21 protein-coding genes are annotated in these 17768 nt (G+C 66.7%); 11 read left to right on the top strand and 10 right to left on the bottom strand.

Annotation, left to right across the window (positions count from 1 at the left end):
• Positions 1–33: 33 nt before the first annotated feature.
• Positions 34–423, bottom strand: a complete 390-nt coding sequence (locus tag ACI766_RS28825) for a c-type cytochrome (protein ID WP_003115372.1) — start codon at positions 421–423, stop codon at positions 34–36.
• 173 nt (positions 424–596) lie between these two features.
• Here ACI766_RS28825 and ACI766_RS28830 point away from each other — a divergent pair, with 173 nt between their 5' ends.
• Entirely contained in the window at positions 597–1061 is a 465-nt protein-coding gene (locus tag ACI766_RS28830) for an acyl-CoA thioesterase (protein ID WP_003098308.1), read from the top strand.
• On the opposite strand, the gene ACI766_RS28835 is transcribed toward ACI766_RS28830, so the two are convergent.
• Positions 1041–1658 carry a hypothetical protein gene (locus ACI766_RS28835; protein ID WP_003161150.1) on the bottom strand — a complete coding sequence of 206 codons (618 nt, stop codon included), beginning with the start codon at positions 1656–1658 and terminating at the stop codon, positions 1041–1043. The genes ACI766_RS28830 and ACI766_RS28835 overlap by 21 nt on opposite strands.
• 20 nt (positions 1659–1678) lie before the next feature.
• On the bottom strand, positions 1679–2320 hold the full coding sequence (gene pyrE / locus ACI766_RS28840) for an orotate phosphoribosyltransferase (RefSeq protein ID WP_003096586.1): 642 nt from the start codon (positions 2318–2320) through the stop codon (positions 1679–1681).
• 80 nt (positions 2321–2400) lie between these two features.
• On the opposite strand from pyrE, the gene ACI766_RS28845 reads away from it, so the two are divergent.
• A complete protein-coding gene (locus tag ACI766_RS28845; RefSeq protein ID WP_003098313.1) occupies positions 2401–3180 on the top strand; it encodes an exodeoxyribonuclease III in 780 nt (259 codons plus the stop codon).
• Between the two features lie 58 nt (positions 3181–3238).
• Here ACI766_RS28845 and ACI766_RS28850 read toward each other — a convergent pair whose 3' ends face one another.
• Positions 3239–3610 carry a DUF4870 domain-containing protein gene (locus ACI766_RS28850; RefSeq protein ID WP_003096590.1) on the bottom strand — a complete coding sequence of 124 codons (372 nt, stop codon included), beginning with the start codon at positions 3608–3610 and terminating at the stop codon, positions 3239–3241.
• A gap of 46 nt (positions 3611–3656) precedes the next feature.
• A complete protein-coding gene (gene rph / locus ACI766_RS28855; protein ID WP_003096595.1) occupies positions 3657–4376 on the bottom strand; it encodes a ribonuclease PH in 720 nt (239 codons plus the stop codon).
• A gap of 180 nt (positions 4377–4556) precedes the next feature.
• Between rph and ACI766_RS28860 the strand changes: the two genes are divergently transcribed.
• The 6 genes from ACI766_RS28860 to ACI766_RS28885 all read left to right on the top strand — a co-directional run bounded on the left by ACI766_RS28860 (position 4557) and on the right by ACI766_RS28885 (position 9844).
• The gene (locus ACI766_RS28860; RefSeq protein ID WP_003096599.1) at positions 4557–5420 is read left to right on the top strand and encodes a YicC/YloC family endoribonuclease; all 864 of its coding nucleotides are present in this window, start codon (positions 4557–4559) and stop codon (positions 5418–5420) included.
• 58 nt (positions 5421–5478) lie between these two features.
• Positions 5479–6090 carry a guanylate kinase gene (gene gmk / locus ACI766_RS28865; RefSeq protein ID WP_003098317.1) on the top strand — a complete coding sequence of 204 codons (612 nt, stop codon included), beginning with the start codon at positions 5479–5481 and terminating at the stop codon, positions 6088–6090.
• An 88-nt stretch (positions 6091–6178) separates the two neighbouring features.
• Positions 6179–6445 carry a DNA-directed RNA polymerase subunit omega gene (rpoZ, locus tag ACI766_RS28870; protein WP_003096602.1) on the top strand — a complete coding sequence of 89 codons (267 nt, stop codon included), beginning with the start codon at positions 6179–6181 and terminating at the stop codon, positions 6443–6445.
• A gap of 65 nt (positions 6446–6510) precedes the next feature.
• Positions 6511–8616 carry a bifunctional GTP diphosphokinase/guanosine-3',5'-bis pyrophosphate 3'-pyrophosphohydrolase gene (gene spoT, locus ACI766_RS28875; protein ID WP_003096603.1) on the top strand — a complete coding sequence of 702 codons (2106 nt, stop codon included), beginning with the start codon at positions 6511–6513 and terminating at the stop codon, positions 8614–8616.
• Between the two features lie 61 nt (positions 8617–8677).
• Complete coding sequence (locus ACI766_RS28880) at positions 8678–9058, top strand: RidA family protein (protein WP_003096609.1); 381 nt, start codon at positions 8678–8680, stop codon at positions 9056–9058.
• A 54-nt stretch (positions 9059–9112) separates the two neighbouring features.
• Positions 9113–9844: a hypothetical protein gene (locus tag ACI766_RS28885; protein ID WP_003096611.1), complete on the top strand. Its 732-nt coding sequence runs from the start codon at positions 9113–9115 to the stop codon at positions 9842–9844.
• Between the two features lie 6 nt (positions 9845–9850).
• On the opposite strand, the gene ACI766_RS28890 is transcribed toward ACI766_RS28885, so the two are convergent.
• The 3 genes from ACI766_RS28890 to ACI766_RS28900 all read right to left on the bottom strand — a co-directional run bounded on the left by ACI766_RS28890 (position 9851) and on the right by ACI766_RS28900 (position 12189).
• Positions 9851–10471, bottom strand: coding sequence for a LysE family translocator (locus tag ACI766_RS28890; protein WP_023087915.1), 621 nt, complete (start codon positions 10469–10471; stop codon positions 9851–9853).
• Between the two features lie 66 nt (positions 10472–10537).
• Positions 10538–11338, bottom strand: a complete 801-nt coding sequence (locus ACI766_RS28895; protein ID WP_003096615.1) for an AraC family transcriptional regulator — start codon at positions 11336–11338, stop codon at positions 10538–10540.
• Positions 11338–12189 carry an SDR family oxidoreductase gene (locus ACI766_RS28900; protein WP_003121310.1) on the bottom strand — a complete coding sequence of 284 codons (852 nt, stop codon included), beginning with the start codon at positions 12187–12189 and terminating at the stop codon, positions 11338–11340. The genes ACI766_RS28895 and ACI766_RS28900 overlap by 1 nt, the downstream gene beginning before the upstream one ends.
• A gap of 137 nt (positions 12190–12326) precedes the next feature.
• On the opposite strand from ACI766_RS28900, the gene oxyR reads away from it, so the two are divergent.
• The 3 genes from oxyR to ACI766_RS28915 all read left to right on the top strand — a co-directional run bounded on the left by oxyR (position 12327) and on the right by ACI766_RS28915 (position 16830).
• Positions 12327–13259 carry an oxidative stress transcriptional regulator OxyR gene (gene oxyR / locus ACI766_RS28905; RefSeq protein WP_003096622.1) on the top strand — a complete coding sequence of 311 codons (933 nt, stop codon included), beginning with the start codon at positions 12327–12329 and terminating at the stop codon, positions 13257–13259.
• Entirely contained in the window at positions 13256–15331 is a 2076-nt protein-coding gene (gene recG, locus ACI766_RS28910; protein WP_023087918.1) for an ATP-dependent DNA helicase RecG, read from the top strand. Before oxyR ends, recG begins: the two co-directional genes overlap by 4 nt.
• Positions 15332–15420: 89 nt before the next feature.
• Positions 15421–16830, top strand: a complete 1410-nt coding sequence (locus tag ACI766_RS28915) for an HDOD domain-containing protein (RefSeq protein ID WP_003098324.1) — start codon at positions 15421–15423, stop codon at positions 16828–16830.
• 71 nt (positions 16831–16901) lie between these two features.
• On the opposite strand, the gene ACI766_RS28920 is transcribed toward ACI766_RS28915, so the two are convergent.
• Complete coding sequence (locus ACI766_RS28920; protein ID WP_003096629.1) at positions 16902–17294, bottom strand: hypothetical protein; 393 nt, start codon at positions 17292–17294, stop codon at positions 16902–16904.
• A 135-nt stretch (positions 17295–17429) separates the two neighbouring features.
• Positions 17430–17702: an HU family DNA-binding protein gene (locus ACI766_RS28925; protein ID WP_003096630.1), complete on the bottom strand. Its 273-nt coding sequence runs from the start codon at positions 17700–17702 to the stop codon at positions 17430–17432.
• Positions 17703–17768 lie beyond the last annotated feature (66 nt).

Genomic DNA, 17768 nt, shown 5'->3' on the forward strand with positions numbered 1-17768 from the left:
GTCGCGACAGATGACTTGGCATGCCGGTATCCCCTATCGGTCCTGCGCTGCGGACATGAAATCGATCAAAGCCCGGAACTGTTCTTCCGAGCACTGCATGCACATGCCCATGGGTGGCATGCCCTTGTAGCCGTTGATGCTGTGGTCCAGCAGGGTGTCGATGCCCTGCGCCAGGCGTGGCGCCCAGGCAGCGGCATCGCCGGTCAGCGGCGCGCCGGAGGCGGGATCGGCGTGACAGAGCTTGCAACTGGCGGAATACACCTGCGCCAACGCAGGCTCCGCAGGGACACGCTGGGAATCGGCGGCCCGCGCCGGCGGCTCCGTGGATTCTCCGCAGGCCACCAGCATCAGGCCCAGGGCAAGCAGCAACCCCGGGCGGCAAAGGCGCGAGTTGCCCGGTCCGGGGCGGAGCGTGGACGACATGGTGTTCCTCTCTCGTTGCGCACGGCGTGCGTTCTCGTCGAACAACACTAAGGCCGCGACGCCCCGAGGATGAGGGCAATGCGGGCCAGCGACGGGGGGTTCTGCGGCCAGCCCTTTCGCACCGCGCGATGGCGGTCTAGAGTCGATGTCTGCAGCAGCGTCGAGGAGCCGGCATGAGCAGCGCAGCACAGCGCCAGAACTACACCTTCTTCCATTCCCTGCGGGTTCGCTGGGCGGAGGTCGATCCGCAGGGCATCGTCTTCAACGGCAACTACCTGACCTATCTCGACGTCGCCACCACCGAGTACTACCGCCAGCTCGGCATGTCCTACCCGGCCGACCTGCTGCGCGGCGGAGGCGACCTGTTCGCGGTGAAGAGCACCCTGGAATACCGCGCCCCGGCGCATTTCGACGACTGGCTGGACATCGGCACCCGCGTGGCGCGGCTGGGGCGCAGCAGCCTGGTTTTCGAGCTGGGCATCTGGCGCGACGAGCAGTTGCTCACCGTCGGCGAGCTGGTCTACGTCTATGCGGATGCGAACGAGCGACAGAGCCAGCCCCTGCCGGACTGGCTGCGCGAGAAGATCAGGGCGTTCGAGCGACAGTCGCCAGTGGAATCAGGGACTCACGCCGAGTAGCTGGGAGAGCCGCGCGCGGTCGGCGGCATAGGTTCTTTCCGCGTCTTCGCGGGCCTTCTGGAAACGCCCGATCTCGCCCTGCAGGCGCTTTTCCTCCTGCTTGAGATCGTCCAGCTGGTCCACCAGCGCCTGCGCCACCGGACGTCCGGCACGCTCCTGGTTGGCCGCCTGGCCTTGCAGGTTGGCCTGTTGCAGCTTGAGCGACTGCAGGTTGCCGCGCGCCACGCTGCTCAGCCCGTCCAGTTCCGCCAGGCGCCGTTCGCGAGCGCGGTCGACGTCCTCGAGGCTGGAATACAGGCGCAGCAGCTGCGCATCGGAGCTGGCCTGGGCTTGGGCCGCCTTGCGCTGCCGCAGTTCCTCGGCGGTCGGCGCCGGCGGTACGGTGCGGATAACCCGGCCCTGGTCGTTGAGGACCTGGTAGCCCTTGCCGATGTACTGCGGCGGCACACCCTGGCGGTCGAGCACCACCACGCCCTTGTCGTTGACGTAGCGGTACAGCTCCACCGCTCCGCCCGGCGCCGCCTGGGCGCCGAAGGAAAGCCCCTGGAGCACCAGCCCCAGGGCCATCAGGCAACGCATTACATCCTGTCCGACCATGCCAGTCCCTTGTGAAAGGTTCAGATACCGTATTGGGCGCGATAGGCCTCTACCGCCGGCAGATGCTTCTTCAGTTCAGCATCTTCGGCAAGATATTCCAGCACCTGCTCCAGGGAAACGATGCTCACCACCGGCATGCCGAAGTCGCGCTCGACCTCCTGGATCGCCGACAGCTCGCCCTTGCCGCGCTCCTGGCGGTTCAGCGCGATCAGCACGCCCGCGGCCCTGGCGCCCTGGGCGTCGATGATCTGCATCACTTCGCGGATCGCGGTGCCGGCGGTGATCACGTCGTCGATGATCAGCACCCGGCCGCTCAGCGGCGCGCCAACCAGCGTGCCGCCTTCGCCGTGGTCCTTGGCTTCCTTGCGGTTGAAGCACCAGGGCAGGTCGCGCTGGTGCTGCTCGGCGAGGGCCACCGCGGTGGTGGCGGCCAGGGGAATGCCCTTGTAGGCCGGGCCGAACAGGACGTCGAAGTCGATTCCGCTGTCGATCACCGCCTCGGCGTAGAAGCGTCCCAGGCGGGCCAGCGCCAGGCCGCTGTCGAACAGGCCGGCATTGAAGAAATAGGGGCTGGTGCGCCCGGACTTGAGGGTGAACTCACCGAAGCGCAGAACCCCGCGCTCGATGGCGAAACGAATGAAATCGCGCTGATACGCCTGCATGAATGACACCAAGCCGCATGAATTTAGCTAAACCGTTTGAGCTCGGGTATCATACACGCACGTGATTTTGGGGGCCATTTATGCGGATCATCAGTGTGAACGTGAATGGTATTCAGGCTGCGGCCGAGCGCGGTTTGCTCAGTTGGCTGCAAGCACAGAATGCCGACGTGATCTGCTTGCAGGACACCCGAGCCTCCGCCTTCGATCTGGATGACCCGTCCTTCCAACTGGACGGCTACTTCCTTTATGCCTGCGATGCCGAGCTACCCGAACAGGGCGGTGTCGCACTCTACAGCCGTTTGCAGCCCAAAGCTGTGATCAGCGGCTTAGGTTTCGAAACGGCCGATCGTTACGGGCGCTACCTGCAAGCCGACTTCGACAAGGTGAGTATCGCCACCCTGCTGCTGCCTTCCGGGCAGAGCGGAGACGAGAGCTTGAACCAGAAATTCAAGTTCATGGACGACTTCACCCATTACTTGAGCAAGCAGCGTCGCAAGCGCCGCGAATACATCTATTGCGGCTCGCTATACGTCGCCCATCAGAAGATGGACGTGAAGAACTGGCGCGAATGCCAGCAGATGCCGGGCTTCCTCGCGCCCGAACGGGCCTGGCTGGACGAAGTGTTCGGCAACCTCGGCTATGCCGACGCCCTGCGCGAAGTCAGCCGCGAAGGCGACCAGTTCAGCTGGTGGCCGGACAGCGAACAGGCCGAGATGCTCAACCTCGGCTGGCGCTTCGACTACCAGGTGCTGACCCCCGGCCTGCGCCGCTTCGTGCGCAACGCCAAGCTGCCGCGCCAGCCGCGCTTCTCCCAGCATGCGCCGCTGATCGTCGACTACGACTGGCAGTTGAGCATCTGAGCCCTGTCAGACATGAAAAAGCCGGCGCATGCGCCGGCTTTTCTATTCCACGTGCGGCCTACTTGATCAGCCGCAGGCAGAACGGATAGCGATAGGCCTTGCCTTCGTTGGCCTTGATGCCGGCGATGATGGTCAACACCAGCGCCGCCAGGCAGACCAGGCCGAGCAGGAAGAAGCCGATCACCACCAGCATCAGCAGGAAGCTGACGAACATCGCCAGCGCCACGGTGATCTGGAAGTTCAGCGCTTCCTTGCCCTGGGCGTCGACGAACGGATCGCTCTCGCGCTTGAGTTGCCAGACGATCAGCGGCCCGAGCAGGCTGCCGAAGGGAAACACCAGGCCGATGAATGCCGCGAAATGGCAGAACATCGCCCATTGCCGGGCTTCCTGGCCGGGGGTCGCGGCGACCTCTTCGGATACATCGTTCATGTAGCGCTCCTTCTCCGGGGCCCGGCAGGCAGTGCCGGGCGTCTGCTCATTCGGCCAGCGCGGCGCGCTGAAGTTCGAACAGCTCCTGCATGCCCTGCTGGGCCAGTTCGAGCATGGCGTTCAGCTCGGCGGGACGGAACGGCGCGCCTTCGGCGGTTCCCTGCACCTCGATGAAGCCGCCGGCATCGGTCATCACTACGTTCAGGTCGGTTTCCGCGGCGGAATCCTCCAGGTAGTCCAGGTCGAGGACCGGCACGCCCTGGTAGATGCCCACGGAAACGGCGGCGACCATCTGCTTCAGCGGATTGCCCTTGAGCGCGCCACGCTTCTTCAGCACCGCCAGGGCGTCGATCAGCGCCACGGTGGCGCCGGTGATCGAGGCGGTGCGGGTGCCGCCGTCGGCCTGGATCACGTCGCAGTCGATGTACAGGGTGTTCTCGCCGAGCTTGCTGAGGTCCAGCGCCGCTCGCAGGGAACGGCCGATCAGGCGCTGGATCTCCAGGGTACGACCGCCCTGCTTGCCGCGGCTGGCCTCGCGCTGGTTACGCTCGCCGGTGGAGCGCGGCAGCATGCCGTACTCGGCGGTCAGCCAACCCTGGCCCTGGCCCTTGAGGAAGCGCGGCACCCCGGACTCGGCGCTGACGGTGCAGATCACCTTGGTATCGCCGAACTCGACCAGCACCGAACCTTCTGCGTGCTTGGTGTAATGGCGGGTGATGCGGATCGGGCGCAGCTGGTCGGCGGCACGGCCACTGGGACGATTCATCGTGGATATCCTGTACTGAGAAAGCGGAATTGGCCGCCATTATAGAGGCCAGCCTGGGCTCTCAACCACCGTCGGCGTGCGGGCCCCGCCGGACGTGGGTTACAATGCCCGGCTCGAATCACGGCAGCCGCGCGCGTCCGGCGCCGAACGCACTCCCCACACGACTATCGAGGTAGACCCATGGTGCACAGCATGACCGCCTTCGCCCGCGTCGAGCAGGCCGGTACCCACGGCACCCTGAGCTGGGAGCTGCGCTCGGTCAACCACCGTTACCTGGAGCCCCACCTGCGCCTGCCCGACGCCTTCCGCGACCTCGAAGGCGCGGTGCGCGAGGCGCTGCGCCAGGGCCTGTCGCGTGGCAAGGTGGAATGCACCCTGCGCTTCGCCGAGGAAACCGCCGGCAAGAGCCTGCAGGTCGACCAGGAGCGCGCCCGCCAACTGGTCGCCGCCGCCGAAGGCGTAGCCGCCCTGATCCGCCAGCCGGCGCCGCTCGATCCGCTCGCCGTGCTGGCCTGGCCCGGCGTACTGGTGGCCGACTCGGCCGATCCGCAGGCACTCAACGCCGCCGCCCTGGAAGCCTTCGGCCAGGCCCTGGAGCAACTCAAGGCCGGCCGCTCGCGCGAAGGCCAGGAGCTGGCGAAGCTGCTCAACGATCGGCTCGACGCGATGCTGGTGGAAGTCGGCAACCTGCGCGAACTGGTGCCGACCATGCTGGCCAACCAGCGGCAGAAGATCCTCGACCGCTTCGCCGAACTCAAGGCCGAACTCGATCCGCAGCGCCTGGAGCAGGAACTGGTCCTGCTGGCGCAGAAGAGCGATGTCGCCGAGGAGCTGGACCGCCTCGCCACCCACGTCGGCGAGGTCCGCCGGGTCCTCAAGGCCGGCGGCGCCGCCGGTCGGCGCCTGGACTTCCTGATGCAGGAACTCAACCGGGAAGCCAACACTCTAGGCTCCAAGGCGTTCGACCCGCGCTCGACCCAGGCGGCGGTCAACCTCAAGGTCCTGATCGAGCAGATGCGCGAGCAGGTCCAGAACATCGAATGACCGGCGGGCGCCTCCGCCCGATCTCTTTCCAACCCGTACGAAGCACCAGGAACACCTCATGTCCGGCACCCTGTACATCGTTTCCGCTCCCTCCGGCGCCGGCAAGACCAGCCTGGTGAAGGCCCTGCTCGACGCCGCCCCCGAGGTCCGCGTGTCCGTCTCCCATACCACCCGCGGCATGCGTCCGGGCGAGGTGGACGGGGTCAACTACCACTTCACCAGCCGCGAGGAATTCCTCGCCATGCTCGAGCGCAACGAGTTCCTCGAGCATGCCGAAGTCTTCGGCAACCTCTACGGCACCTCGCAGCGCTGGGTCGAGAAAACCCTCGCCGAAGGCCTCGACCTGATCCTCGAGATCGACTGGCAGGGCGCCCAGCAGGTGCGCCGGCTGATGCCCGAGGCCCAATCGATCTTCATCCTCCCGCCGAGCCAGGAAGCCCTGCGCCAGCGCCTGACCAACCGCGGCCAGGACAGCGACGAGGTGATCGAGCGGCGCATGCGCGAAGCCGTCAGCGAAATGAGCCACTACGTGGAGTACGATCACCTGGTGATCAACGACGATTTCGCCCACGCCCTGGACGACCTCAAGGCGATCTTCCGCGCCCGCCAGTTGCGCCAGGACGCCCAGCAGCAACGCCACGCCGAACTGCTCGGTCGTCTGCTCGCCTAAATCGGCTCTTCCATAAAGATTGGCGATTTTTTAGACTATTCAGTCCGCCCGGCAAACGTCGGGCTCACTTTTCGTTACGAGGAACACCATGGCCCGCGTCACCGTTGAAGACTGCCTGGACAACGTCGATAACCGTTTCGAGCTGGTCATGCTCGCCACCAAGCGCGCCCGTCAGCTGGCTACCGGCGGCAAGGAGCCGAAAGTGGCCTGGGAAAACGACAAGCCGACCGTCGTCGCCCTGCGCGAGATCGCTTCCGGCCTGGTCGATGAGAACGTCGTCCAGCAGGAAGACATCGTCGAGGACGAACCGCTGTTCGCAGCGTTCGACGACGAGGCCAACACCGAGGCCCTGTAAGCCATGGCCTCGGCTCGACGTCGCCTGCGAGCGCCGCAACCCGCCTACGGGCAGGGGGTGAACCCTTGCCGGGCATAGACGCCTTCGCCGACAGACTGTCGAGCTACCTCGGGCCGGACCAGGTCAACCTGGTCCGCCGCGCCTACTACTACGCCGAGCAGGCCCACGACGGGCAACGCCGCCGCAGCGGCGAACCGTACGTGACCCACCCGCTGGCGGTCTCCAACATCCTCGCCGACATGCACATGGACCATCAGAGCCTGATGGCCGCGATGCTGCACGACGTGATCGAGGACACCGGCATCGCCAAGGAAGCGCTCACCGCGCAGTTCGGCGAGACGGTTTCGGAACTGGTCGACGGGGTCAGCAAGCTGACCCAGATGAACTTCGAGACCAAGGCCGAGGCCCAGGCCGAGAACTTCCAGAAGATGGCCATGGCCATGGCCCGCGACATCCGCGTGATCCTGGTCAAGCTGGCCGACCGCCTGCACAACATGCGCACCCTCGAGGTGCTGTCCGGCGAAAAGCGCCGGCGCATCGCCAAGGAAACCCTGGAAATCTACGCGCCCATCGCCAACCGCCTGGGCATGCACACCATGCGCGTGGAGTTCGAGGACCTCGGTTTCAAGGCCATGCACCCGATGCGCGCCGAGCGCATCCGCCAGGCGGTGAAGAAGGCCCGCGGCAACCGCCGCGAGATCGTCGGCAAGATCCAGGAGTCGCTGGTCAACTGCCTCGCCCGCGAAGGCATGGAAGGCCAGGTGATCGGCCGCGAGAAGCACCTCTACAGCATCTACCAGAAGATGCGCGGCAAGCGTAAGGCGTTCAACGAGATCATGGACGTCTACGCCTTCCGCATCATCGTCGACAAGGTCGATACCTGCTATCGCGTGCTGGGCGCCGTGCACAGCCTGTACAAGCCGTTCCCCGGACGCTTCAAGGACTACATCGCGATTCCCAAGGCCAACGGCTACCAGTCGCTGCATACCACCCTGTTCGGCATGCACGGGGTGCCCATCGAGATCCAGATCCGTACCCGCGAGATGGAAGAGATGGCCAACCACGGGATCGCCGCGCACTGGCTGTACAAGTCCAACGACGAGACGCCCAAGGGCACCCATGCCCGCGCCCGGCAATGGGTGAAGGGCGTGCTGGAACTGCAGCAGCGCGCCGGCAACTCGCTGGAATTCATCGAGAACGTGAAGATCGACCTGTTCCCGGACGAGGTCTACGTGTTCACGCCCAAGGGCCGCATCATGGAACTGCCCAAGGGTTCCACCGCGGTCGACTTCGCCTACGCGGTGCACACCGACGTCGGCAACAGTTGCATCGCCTGCCGCATCAACCGTCGCCTGGCGCCGCTCTCCGAGCCGTTGCAGAGCGGCCAGACGGTGGAAATCGTCACCGCCCCGGGCGCCCGGCCGAACCCGGCCTGGCTGAGCTTCGTGGTCACCGGCAAGGCGCGCACCCATATCCGCCATGCGCTCAAGCTGCAACGCCGCTCCGAGTCGATCAACCTCGGCGAGCGCCTGCTGAACAAGACCCTTACCGGCTTCGACAGCCACCTCGAGAAGATTCCCCAGGAACGCATCCAGGCCGTGCTCGCCGAGTACCGCATGGAAGTCTTCGAGGACCTGCTGGAAGAGATCGGCCTGGGCAACCGCATGGCCTACGTGGTCGCCCGCCGCCTGCTGTCCAGCGAGGGCGAGGAAGCGCCAAGCGCCGAGGGTCCGCTGGCGATCCGCGGCACCGAAGGCCTGGTCCTGAGCTACGCCAAGTGCTGCACGCCGATTCCCGGCGACCCGATCGTTGGCCACCTGTCCGCCGGCAAGGGCATGGTGGTGCACCTGGAAAGCTGCAAGAACATCAGCGAAGTACGCCACAACCCGGAAAAATGCATCCAGCTCAGCTGGGCCAAGGATGTCACCGGCGAATTCAATGTCGAACTACGCGTCGAGCTGGAGCACCAGCGTGGCCTGATCGCCCTGCTCGCCACCAGCGTCAACGCGGCCGACGGCAACATCGAGAAGATCAGCATGGACGAGCGCGACGGTCGCATCAGCGTGGTCCAGCTGGTCGTCAGCGTGCACGATCGCGTCCACCTGGCCCGCGTCATCAAGAAGCTGCGCGCCCTCAAGGGAGTGATCCGGATCACCCGCCTGCGTAGCTGACCCGCTTTTTCCTGTGTCATCCGGCGCCCCCGCGCCCACTCGATTTCAGCAAGGAGTTCCCATGACCAAGACCGTTATCCACACCGACAACGCCCCGGCCGCCATCGGCACCTACTCCCAGGCCATCAAGGCCGGCAATACCGTCTACGTGTCCGGGCAGATCCCGCTGGACCCGAAGACCATGGAACTGGTGGAAGGCTTCGAGGAGCAGACCGTCCAGGTGTTCGAGAACCTCAAGGCGGTGATCGAGGCTTCCGGCGGCTACCTGCACGACGTCGCCAAGCTGAACATCTTCCTCACCGACCTGTCGCACTTCGCCAAGGTCAACGAGATCATGGGCCGCTACTTCACCCAGCCCTACCCGGCGCGCGCCGCTATCGGCGTAGCCGCCCTGCCGAAGGGCGCACAGGTGGAAATGGACGCCATCGTCGTCCTCGAATAAGCCGGATGTTCGCGACGGGGCCCAAGGCCCCGTCGCTCTGCATGGAGTAGCACGATGCGCCGCGTGATTTTCCTCGCCGCAGCCGCCACCCTGCTGGCCGGCTGCGCCGGCACGGCCGATCCGTCCGGCACCTGGATCAACCAGGCCGCGATCGACGCCGCGAGCAAGGACGGCAAGCTGCGCGAGGCCCTGCTCGCCTATGGCCCGAACCTGGAATGGAAGCTCGACAGCAAGGCAGGCGAAGCCACCTTCAGCAACGGCTTCGAACTGGGCGAAGGGACCCTGAGCAAGAGCGATGACGAGCACTGGAAGGTTGCCTTCTATGGCGACGACAACCAGGAGAGTCTCGAACTGGACGGCAAGGAGCTGATCCAGCAGGCCAGCGCCAACGGCCCGGAACAGCGTTTCCGCCGTCTCGACCCGCAACCCGCGGCCAACAGCCCTGCCGGCAGCGGTTTCGAGCGGGCCTTGTATGGCAGCTATCTGAAGGGCAGCTGGAAGATCCGCGAAGGCCAGGGCCAGGGCGGCAAGGTCGAGTTCCAGGCCAATGGCCTGGTCAGCGGTCTGCCCGGCGCCGAACGCTACGCGCTGTGCCTGGCCGGCGATTGCGCAGCGATGAGCGGCGACAACGACAGCATCTGGCTGCAACAAGGCAACCGCGGCCGCGAATTGCTGTTCAGCCTCGACGACGACGAGCTGCAACTGTTCGAAGCGGTCAATACCGCCGGCGCCAACGAGATGCCCAGCTACGTGCCCGGCAAGCGCGTCTGGCTGCTGGAGCGCTGAGGCCTCTCAGAGGGCGGCCAGCACCAGCCAGCCGCCCAGCGCCAGCAGCAGGACGCCGCACAGCCGGTCCAGCGCACCTACCCGCCGTTGCAACCAGCCGCGCCAGCGCGGCCTGTCCAGCAGGCGCACCAGCGCCATGTCCCAGCACAGCACCGCCAGGCTCATCCACGCCAGGCACAGGGCCAGCGCCCAGCCCGGCAGGCTGAAGCGCGCCAGCACGCCGAACAGCCCCGCATAGAAGATCGGCAGCTTGGGATTCAGGCTGCTCGCCAGCAGGCCGTCGCGCAGCCCGCGCAGATAGCCACCGCGGGACGGGACGTCGCGCTGCGCCGGCATTTCCAGTCGCCTCTGCGCAAGCAGCGCCTGGCCCGCCAACCAGAGGAAGTACAGTCCGCCGAGCGCCTGCAGCCAGCGCAAGGCGCTGTGCGCCGAGTCCGGCACGCTGGCCAGCAGGCCGAGCACCAGCAGCATGCTCAGGAGGTTGGCCAGGGCGATGCCGGCGGCCACCCCGTCGGCCTGGCGCCGGTCGCGCAGCAGGGCGGCGCGTACCAACAGGAAGAAGTCCGGCCCCGGCGACAGCAGGGCAGCGAAATGGGTACTGGCGACAAGGACGAACGCGGCGAACATGAAGGCCCCTCGAAACGCGAAGGCCTCCAGTCTGTGCAGCGCGGCGGGCGCCGTATTGGAAAAAACTCAGGTCTTGGCGCTGCGCCGGAACTGCCCCGGAGTGACCCCGGTGAAACGCCGGAAGGTCGTGGAGAAGTGCGCCTGGTCGTAGAAGCCGAGGTGCTGGGCGAGTTCCGCCAGCGGCCGCTCTTCCAGCAACAGGCGCTTGGCCTGGCGCACCCGGCATTGCAGTTGGTAGGTATGCGGCGGCACGCCGTAGGCACGCCGGAAAGCCTCGATCAGGTGGCGCGGGTGGCGCTGCAGCAACTGCGCCAGCTGGTCCAGACCGAGCGCCTCGGTGGCATGCGCTTCCAGGTAATCGCGCAGGCGTGCGGTGGTTCCGCCGTCGCGGGGCGCCGCGGCCGCCGGGCGCAAGCCGCCGTGGCGCACGAAGACCTGTTCGAGCAAGGCCAGCAGGCGGCTTTCCAACCCCAATGCGTCGCTGCGCTGGAAGTCCTCGGCCAGTCGCGCCAGGCCAACCGCCACGCTGCCGTCGTCGGCCGGGTTCAGTTCGCCGAAGCCGCGCGGCAACTGTTTGCGGCCGAGCAGGCCGAGCAGGCGCGTTTCCTCGACATAGAGCATCCGGTAGACCAGCCGCTCGGATTCGGCGTGCCCGGTATGTGGCTCTTCCGGGTTCATCAGCGACAGGGTGCCGGCCGGCAGCGCATGGCGCCGCCCGCGGCACTGGTAGCCGCCGACGCCGTGGAGGATCGAGCCGATGGCGAAGGCCGAATGGCTGTGGCGGCCGAACGCCTGGCCGGAGAAGTCCGCATGGAACAGCTCCACGCCAGGCAGCCAGGGACGCGCCAACAACCGGTTGGCAGCCATCAGGCGTCCCCGAGCACCGCCGCGTAGCCCTCGCGGTAGCTGGGATAGCGCGGCACCCAGCCGAGCGCCCGGGCGCGGCGATTGCTGCAACGCTTGCTGCCGGCGCGGCGTACCGAATGTTCGTCGGCCCATTGGCTGACGCCCAGGCGCTGGCGCAGGTAGTCGACCACCTCGTGCATCGCCACGGGCGCGTCGTCGACACCGATGTAGCAGTCCTCCAGCGCCTGGCCGCCGGCATCGGCGCGCAACAGAAAGGCCAGCAGCCCGGCCGCATCGTCGGCGTGGATCCGGTTGGCATACAGGGGCGGCTCGCTGACCACCCGGTACCCCTGGCGCACCTGGTTGAGCAGCCACTCCCGCCCCGGACCGTAGATGCCGGCCAGGCGCACGCGGGTAGCCGGTATCCCGCTGTCCAGCGCGACCTGCTCGGCGTCGAGCATGATCCGTCCGGAATAGGCCTGGGAAAGCGCCGGCGACTCCTCGTCGATCCAGCCGCCATCGGTCTGCGCGTAGACCCCGGTGCTGGAGACGAACAGCAGGCGCCTGGGCCGCTGGCCGCGGGCCTGCAACCAGCCCAGCACATGGCGCAGGCCGTCGACGTAGGCGGCACGGTAGCCAGCCTCGTCGTGCTGACTGGCGGCGGCGCTGTACACCAGGTAGTCGAGCGGCTCGCTCGGCCACTGCGCGGGACACTCCGGAGCCTGCAGATCGCCAGCCACCGGCAGGATCCCCTGCGGCAAGGCGTCCACCGAGCGACGCAGGCCATGGACCCGCCAGCCATCGGCCAGCAGCGCCTCGCCGAGGCGCCCGCCGACATCGCCGCAGCCGGCGATCATCACTGTTTGCGACATGAAGCCGTCTCCTTCCTACAACAAGGCGGGCAGTGTAGGCGTCGAATCGTCTGCAATGCACGCCCGATCATGCCCCCGGAGGTTGGTTCGCGGCGGTGCAGCCGCTATGCTTGGCCGATCTTAACGGATGAGCAGCCATGACCCTCACCGAACTGCGCTACATCGTCACCCTCGCCCAGGAACAACACTTCGGCCGCGCCGCCGAGCGTTGCCACGTCAGCCAACCGACCCTCTCGGTCGGCGTGAAGAAGCTCGAGGACGAGCTGGGGGTGCTGATCTTCGAGCGCAGCAAGAGCGCCGTGCGCCTGACGCCAGTGGGCGAAGGCATCGTCGCCCAGGCGCAGAAGGTCCTCGAACAGGCCCAGGGCATCCGCGAGCTGGCCCAGGCCGGCAAGAACCAGTTGGCCGCGCCGCTGAAGGTCGGCGCCATCTACACCATCGGTCCCTACCTGTTCCCGCACCTGATTCCCCAGCTGCACCGGGTCGCGCCGCAGATGCCGCTGTACATCGAGGAGAACTTCACCCATATCCTCCGCGACAAGCTGCGTACCGGCGAACTCGACGCGATCATCATCGCCCTGCCGTTCCAGGAAGCCGACGTCCTGACCAAGCCGCTGTTCGACGAGCCCTTCTATGTGCTGATGCCGGCCGACCATCCCTGGACCGCCAAGGCCAGCATCGATTCCGAGCTGCTCAACGACAAGAGCCTGCTCCTGCTCGGCGAAGGCCACTGCTTCCGCGACCAGGTGCTGGAAGCCTGCCCGACCGTGCGCAAGGGCGACGAGAACAAGCACACCACGGTGGAGTCCTCGTCGCTGGAGACCATCCGCCACATGGTCGCCTCCGGACTGGGCGTCTCGGTGCTGCCGTTCTCCGCGGTGGACAGCCACCACTACGCGCCGGGCGTCATCGAAGTGCGCCCGTTCAGCGCGCCGGTGCCGTTCCGTACCGTTGCCATCGCCTGGCGCGCCAGCTTCCCGCGTCCACGCGCCATCGAAGTGCTGGCCGACTCGATCCGCCTGTGCTCGGTGGCCCGTCCGCAAACCCAGGAACAACCGCAAATCGCATGACCGAGCTGTCCAGGGTCCCGGTCACCGCGCTAAAGGGCGTAGGCGCCGCGCTGGCGGAGAAGCTCGCTCGGGTAGGCCTGGAAACCCTGCAGGACATCCTGTTCCACCTGCCCCTGCGCTACCAGGACCGTACCCGCGTCACCGCCATCGGCGCCCTGCGGCCAGGGGCCGACGCGGTGGTCGAGGGCGTGGTGGCCGGCGCCGACGTGGTGATGGGGCGCCGCCGCAGCCTGCTGGTGCGCCTGCAGGACGGCAGCGGCACCCTGAGCCTGCGCTTCTACCATTTCAGCCAGGCGCAGAAGGACGGTCTCAAGCGCGGCACCCACCTGCGCTGCTACGGCGAAGTCCGGCCGGGTGCCTCGGGCCTGGAGATCTACCATCCGGAATACCGCGCGCTGAACGGCGACGAGCCGATTCCGGTGGAGCAGACCCTGACGCCGATCTACCCGACTACCGAGGGCCTCACCCAGCAGCGCCTGCGCCAGTTGAGCCAACAGGCCCTGGCCATGCTCGGCCCCAGCAGCCTGCCCGACTGGCTGCCGGCGGAACTGGCCCGCGACTACCAACTTGGCCCGCTCGACCAGGCGATCCGCTACCTGCACCGGCCGCCGCCGGATGCCGACATCGAGGAACTGGCCGAAGGCCGGCACTGGGCGCAGTTGCGCCTGGCCTTCGAAGAACTGCTGACCCACCAGTTATCCCTGCAGCGCCTGCGCGAAGCCGTGCGTTCGCAGGCAGCGCCGCGCTTGCCGGCGGCCAGCCGCTTGCCGAAACGCTTCCTTGCCAACCTCGGCTTCCAGCCGACCGGCGCGCAACGCCGGGTCGGCGCGGAGATCGCCTACGACCTGGCCCAGGACGAACCGATGCTGCGCCTGGTGCAAGGCGACGTCGGCGCCGGCAAGACCGTGGTCGCCGCCCTCGCCGCCCTGCAAGCCATAGAGGCCGGCTACCAGGTGGCGCTGATGGCGCCGACCGAGATCCTCGCCGAGCAGCATTTCCTCAACTTCAGCAAGTGGCTCCAGCCGCTGGACATCGAAGTCGCCTGGCTGGCCGGCAAGCTCAAGGGCAAGGCCCGCGCGGCGGCACTGGAACGCATCGGCGACGGCGCGCCGATGGTGGTCGGCACCCACGCGCTGTTCCAGGATGAAGTGAAATTCAAGCGCCTTGCACTGGCGATCATCGACGAACAGCACCGCTTCGGCGTGCAGCAGCGCCTGGCCCTGCGCCAGAAGGGCGTGGACGGCAGGCTCTGCCCACACCAGTTGATCATGACCGCCACGCCGATCCCGCGGACCCTGGCGATGAGCGCCTATGCCGACCTCGACACCTCGATCCTCGACGAGCTGCCGCCCGGGCGTACCCCGGTGAATACCGTGCTGGTGGCCGACAGCCGCCGTATCGAGGTGATCGAGCGAGTCCGCGCGGCTTGCCGCGAAGGGCGCCAGGCCTACTGGGTGTGTACCCTGATCGAAGAGTCCGAGGAGCTTACCTGCCAGGCCGCCGAGACCACCTACGAAGAGCTTTCCTCGGCGCTGGGCGAACTGCGTGTCGGCCTGATCCACGGGCGCATGAAGCCGGCGGACAAGGCCGTGGTGATGGAGGCCTTCAAGGAAGGCATGTTGCAACTGCTGGTGGCGACCACGGTGATCGAGGTCGGCGTCGACGTGCCCAACGCCAGCCTGATGATCATCGAGAACCCCGAGCGCCTTGGCCTGGCCCAACTGCACCAGCTACGCGGCCGGGTTGGCCGGGGCAGCGCCGCCAGCCACTGCGTGCTGCTCTACCACCCACCGCTGTCGCAGATCGGCCGCGAGCGGCTGGGCATCATGCGCGAAACCAGCGACGGCTTCGTCATCGCCGAGAAGGACCTGGAATTGCGCGGCCCCGGCGAAATGCTCGGCACCCGCCAGACCGGCCTGCTGCAATTCAAGGTCGCCGACCTGATGCGCGACGCAGACCTGCTGCCGGCGGTCCGCGGTGCCGCCCAATCCCTCCTGGCGCACTGGCCGCAGCATGTCAGCCCGCTGCTCGAACGGTGGTTGCGCCACGGCCAGCAATACGGTCAAGTGTGATCTATTTCGCTCTCGCTGACCGGCGTAGGTCTCAGTCTTGAAGCAGCTCTGGTTATACTGAGGGAAAATCCAGCTCGCATGGTCTCGTCATGACAGAAGCCGCCCTGGCCTCCGCCGATGCTCCGCACGCCCCCCAGGTCATCCTCCAGCTGCTCGCCAAGCTAGGCATCGCCTGCCGCGAGGTCAGCGACAGCGCGGAGCTGCCTGCCGCCCGCCGGGTCCAGGCGGTGCTGCTGGACGACGCCGTCGGCACCCTGCTGGTGCTGTTCCCGCAGAGCCAGTTGCTGGACCTCGCCCGGCTCACCGAACTGACCGGCCGCAAGCTGCTGGCGATCAAGCCCGAGCGCCTGGAACGAATGCTCGGCAAGCACGAGTTGCACCGCCTGCCGGCGTTGCCGCCCCTGACCAGTTCGCCCTGCCTGTACGACGAGCGCCTGTTGCAGGAACCGCGCCTGCTGATCGAGTCCGGCCAGCCCGGCATCCTCCTGGAGATCGCCAGCAACGACTTCCGCGGCCTGCTGGGCAAGGCCAGCGCCGCGCGCTTCGGCGAACCGCTGGAAAACATCAACCTGAACCTTGACCGCCCGGACGACGACCGCGCGGAAATCAGCCAGGCCGTGCAGGCCTTCACCGCCCGGCGCATCCAGCAGCGCCTGGAGCAGACCATCGAGATTCCACCGCTGCCGCAGACGGCGCAGAAGATCATCAAGCTGCGGGTCGACCCCAACGCCAGCGTCGACGACATCACCGGCCTGGTGGAAACCGATCCGGCGCTCGCCGCCCAGGTGGTCAGTTGGGCGGCCTCGCCCTACTACGCCGCGCCGGGCAAGATCCGCTCGGTGGAAGACGCGATCGTCCGCGTCCTCGGTTTCGACCTGGTGATCAACCTGGCCCTCGGCCTCGCCCTGGGCAAGAGCCTGAGCCTGCCCAAGGACCAGCCACAGCAGGCCACGCCCTACTGGCAGCAAGCGATCTACACCGCCGCGGTGATCGAGGGCCTGACCCGCGCCATGCCGCGCGAGCTGCGCCCGGAGTCCGGCCTGAGCTACCTGGGCGGCCTGCTGCACAATTTCGGCTACCTGGTCCTGGCGCATGTCTTCCCGCCGCATTTCTCGCTGATCTGCCGGCACCTGGAGGTCAACCCGCACCTCGGCCATGCCTATATCGAACAGCACCTGCTGGGGATCACCCGCGAGCAGATCGGCGCCTGGCTGATGCGCGTCTGGGACATGCCTGACGACCTCTATTGCGCCCTGCGCTTCCAGCAGGACCCCAGCTACACCGGGCCGAACGCGGTCTACGCCAACCTGATCTGCCTGACCAACCGGTTGCTGCGCAACAGCGGCATCGGCGATGGCCCGCAGCAAGCGATTCCGGCGGCATTGTACGAGCGCCTGGGGATCACCCCGGAGAAGGCCGGGGACGCCGTGAAAAAGGTGCTGGAAGCGGAAGCGGCCCTGCGCGAACTGGCGGCCCAGTTCAATCGCTTGCCGGGGTGACCGGGTAGTCCGCTGCGAAACGCACTACCGAAAGGCTGCGGCCGCAGCCCGGATGAGATCGAAAGCCGCCCTCAGGCGGCTTTCTTCTCCGGAGCCTTCTTCTTCGGCTTGAGGTACTTCACCAGACCCTGGAACCAGATCACCAGCGCCGGATTGCCCTGTATCTGGATGTCCTTGTTCTGGATGCCCTGCATGAAGGCCAACTGCGGGTTCTTCGAAGTCATCGCGGCGAAACCGTAGGCTCCGTCCTTGAACCCCAGGGAAAATGCCGGTTGCGGATGGGTACCGCGCTTGCTGCTGACGCGCAGGTCCCTGACCAGGTAGTGGCGCGCCACCTTGCCGTCGAGGGTATGCAACTGGAACACCAGGTCCTTGCCCTCGAGCTGCTTCTGGAAAGCGGGATTGTCGCGGCTGGCCTTGGCCATCAGGCGACCAAGCATCCACAGGAGAAGACGAAATTTCATGCACGCGCCTCGATATCCGGGGAGATGAGCGGCGCATTGTAGCTGTTCGCGAGGAGGACTACAGCTGTCCTTTCGATGAGCGCGGAAGCGTCTTCGACGAAGCCCGGAGCCGCTCTGACTCCGGGCTCTCGGCGGTCAGTTGACCGCGTCGCGCAGGGCCTTGCCCGGCTTGAAGGCGACGGTGTTGCTGGCCTTGATCTTCACCGGCTGGCCGGTCTGCGGGTTCTTCCCCGTGCGGGCTCCGCGATGGCGTTGCAGGAAGGTGCCGAAACCGACCAGGGTCACGCTGTCCTTGCGGTTCAGCGCGCCGGTGATTTCATCCAACAGGGCGTTGAGAACGCGATTGGCCTGTTCCTTGGTGAGATCGGCCTTTTCGGCGATAGCGGCGGCTAGTTCTGGTTTACGCATAGTTGCCTCTTTGACGGTTTGTTGTTTTTGTGTCCGTGCTGTCTTCCCAGCAGCGCTCAAAGGCAC

The organism is Pseudomonas sp. DL (assembly GCF_047199225.1).
Classification (GTDB): Bacteria; Pseudomonadota; Gammaproteobacteria; order Pseudomonadales; family Pseudomonadaceae; genus Pseudomonas; species Pseudomonas aeruginosa.

Excerpts from the sequence above, each read along its gene's own strand:
- ACI766_RS28850 (WP_003096590.1), bottom strand. The coding sequence starts at position 3,610 with ATGAACGATGTATCCGAAGAGGTCGCCGCGACCCCCGGCCAGGAAGCC.
- ACI766_RS28835 (WP_003161150.1), bottom strand. The coding sequence starts at position 1,658 with ATGGTCGGACAGGATGTAATGCGTTGCCTGATGGCCCTGGGGCTGGTG.
- rpoZ (WP_003096602.1), top strand. The coding sequence starts at position 6,179 with ATGGCCCGCGTCACCGTTGAAGACTGCCTGGACAACGTCGATAACCGT.
- pyrE (WP_003096586.1), bottom strand. The coding sequence starts at position 2,320 with ATGCAGGCGTATCAGCGCGATTTCATTCGTTTCGCCATCGAGCGCGGG.
- ACI766_RS28915 (WP_003098324.1), top strand. The coding sequence starts at position 15,421 with ATGACAGAAGCCGCCCTGGCCTCCGCCGATGCTCCGCACGCCCCCCAG.
- ACI766_RS28885 (WP_003096611.1), top strand. The coding sequence starts at position 9,113 with ATGCGCCGCGTGATTTTCCTCGCCGCAGCCGCCACCCTGCTGGCCGGC.
- gmk (WP_003098317.1), top strand. The coding sequence starts at position 5,479 with ATGTCCGGCACCCTGTACATCGTTTCCGCTCCCTCCGGCGCCGGCAAG.
- ACI766_RS28825 (WP_003115372.1), bottom strand. The coding sequence starts at position 423 with ATGTCGTCCACGCTCCGCCCCGGACCGGGCAACTCGCGCCTTTGCCGC.
- ACI766_RS28830 (WP_003098308.1), top strand. The coding sequence starts at position 597 with ATGAGCAGCGCAGCACAGCGCCAGAACTACACCTTCTTCCATTCCCTG.
- rph (WP_003096595.1), bottom strand. The coding sequence starts at position 4,376 with ATGAATCGTCCCAGTGGCCGTGCCGCCGACCAGCTGCGCCCGATCCGC.
- ACI766_RS28890 (WP_023087915.1), bottom strand. The coding sequence starts at position 10,471 with ATGTTCGCCGCGTTCGTCCTTGTCGCCAGTACCCATTTCGCTGCCCTG.
- ACI766_RS28895 (WP_003096615.1), bottom strand. The coding sequence starts at position 11,338 with ATGGCTGCCAACCGGTTGTTGGCGCGTCCCTGGCTGCCTGGCGTGGAG.
- recG (WP_023087918.1), top strand. The coding sequence starts at position 13,256 with ATGACCGAGCTGTCCAGGGTCCCGGTCACCGCGCTAAAGGGCGTAGGC.
- oxyR (WP_003096622.1), top strand. The coding sequence starts at position 12,327 with ATGACCCTCACCGAACTGCGCTACATCGTCACCCTCGCCCAGGAACAA.
- ACI766_RS28920 (WP_003096629.1), bottom strand. The coding sequence starts at position 17,294 with ATGAAATTTCGTCTTCTCCTGTGGATGCTTGGTCGCCTGATGGCCAAG.
- ACI766_RS28860 (WP_003096599.1), top strand. The coding sequence starts at position 4,557 with ATGGTGCACAGCATGACCGCCTTCGCCCGCGTCGAGCAGGCCGGTACC.
- ACI766_RS28845 (WP_003098313.1), top strand. The coding sequence starts at position 2,401 with ATGCGGATCATCAGTGTGAACGTGAATGGTATTCAGGCTGCGGCCGAG.
- ACI766_RS28925 (WP_003096630.1), bottom strand. The coding sequence starts at position 17,702 with ATGCGTAAACCAGAACTAGCCGCCGCTATCGCCGAAAAGGCCGATCTC.
- ACI766_RS28900 (WP_003121310.1), bottom strand. The coding sequence starts at position 12,189 with ATGTCGCAAACAGTGATGATCGCCGGCTGCGGCGATGTCGGCGGGCGC.
- ACI766_RS28880 (WP_003096609.1), top strand. The coding sequence starts at position 8,678 with ATGACCAAGACCGTTATCCACACCGACAACGCCCCGGCCGCCATCGGC.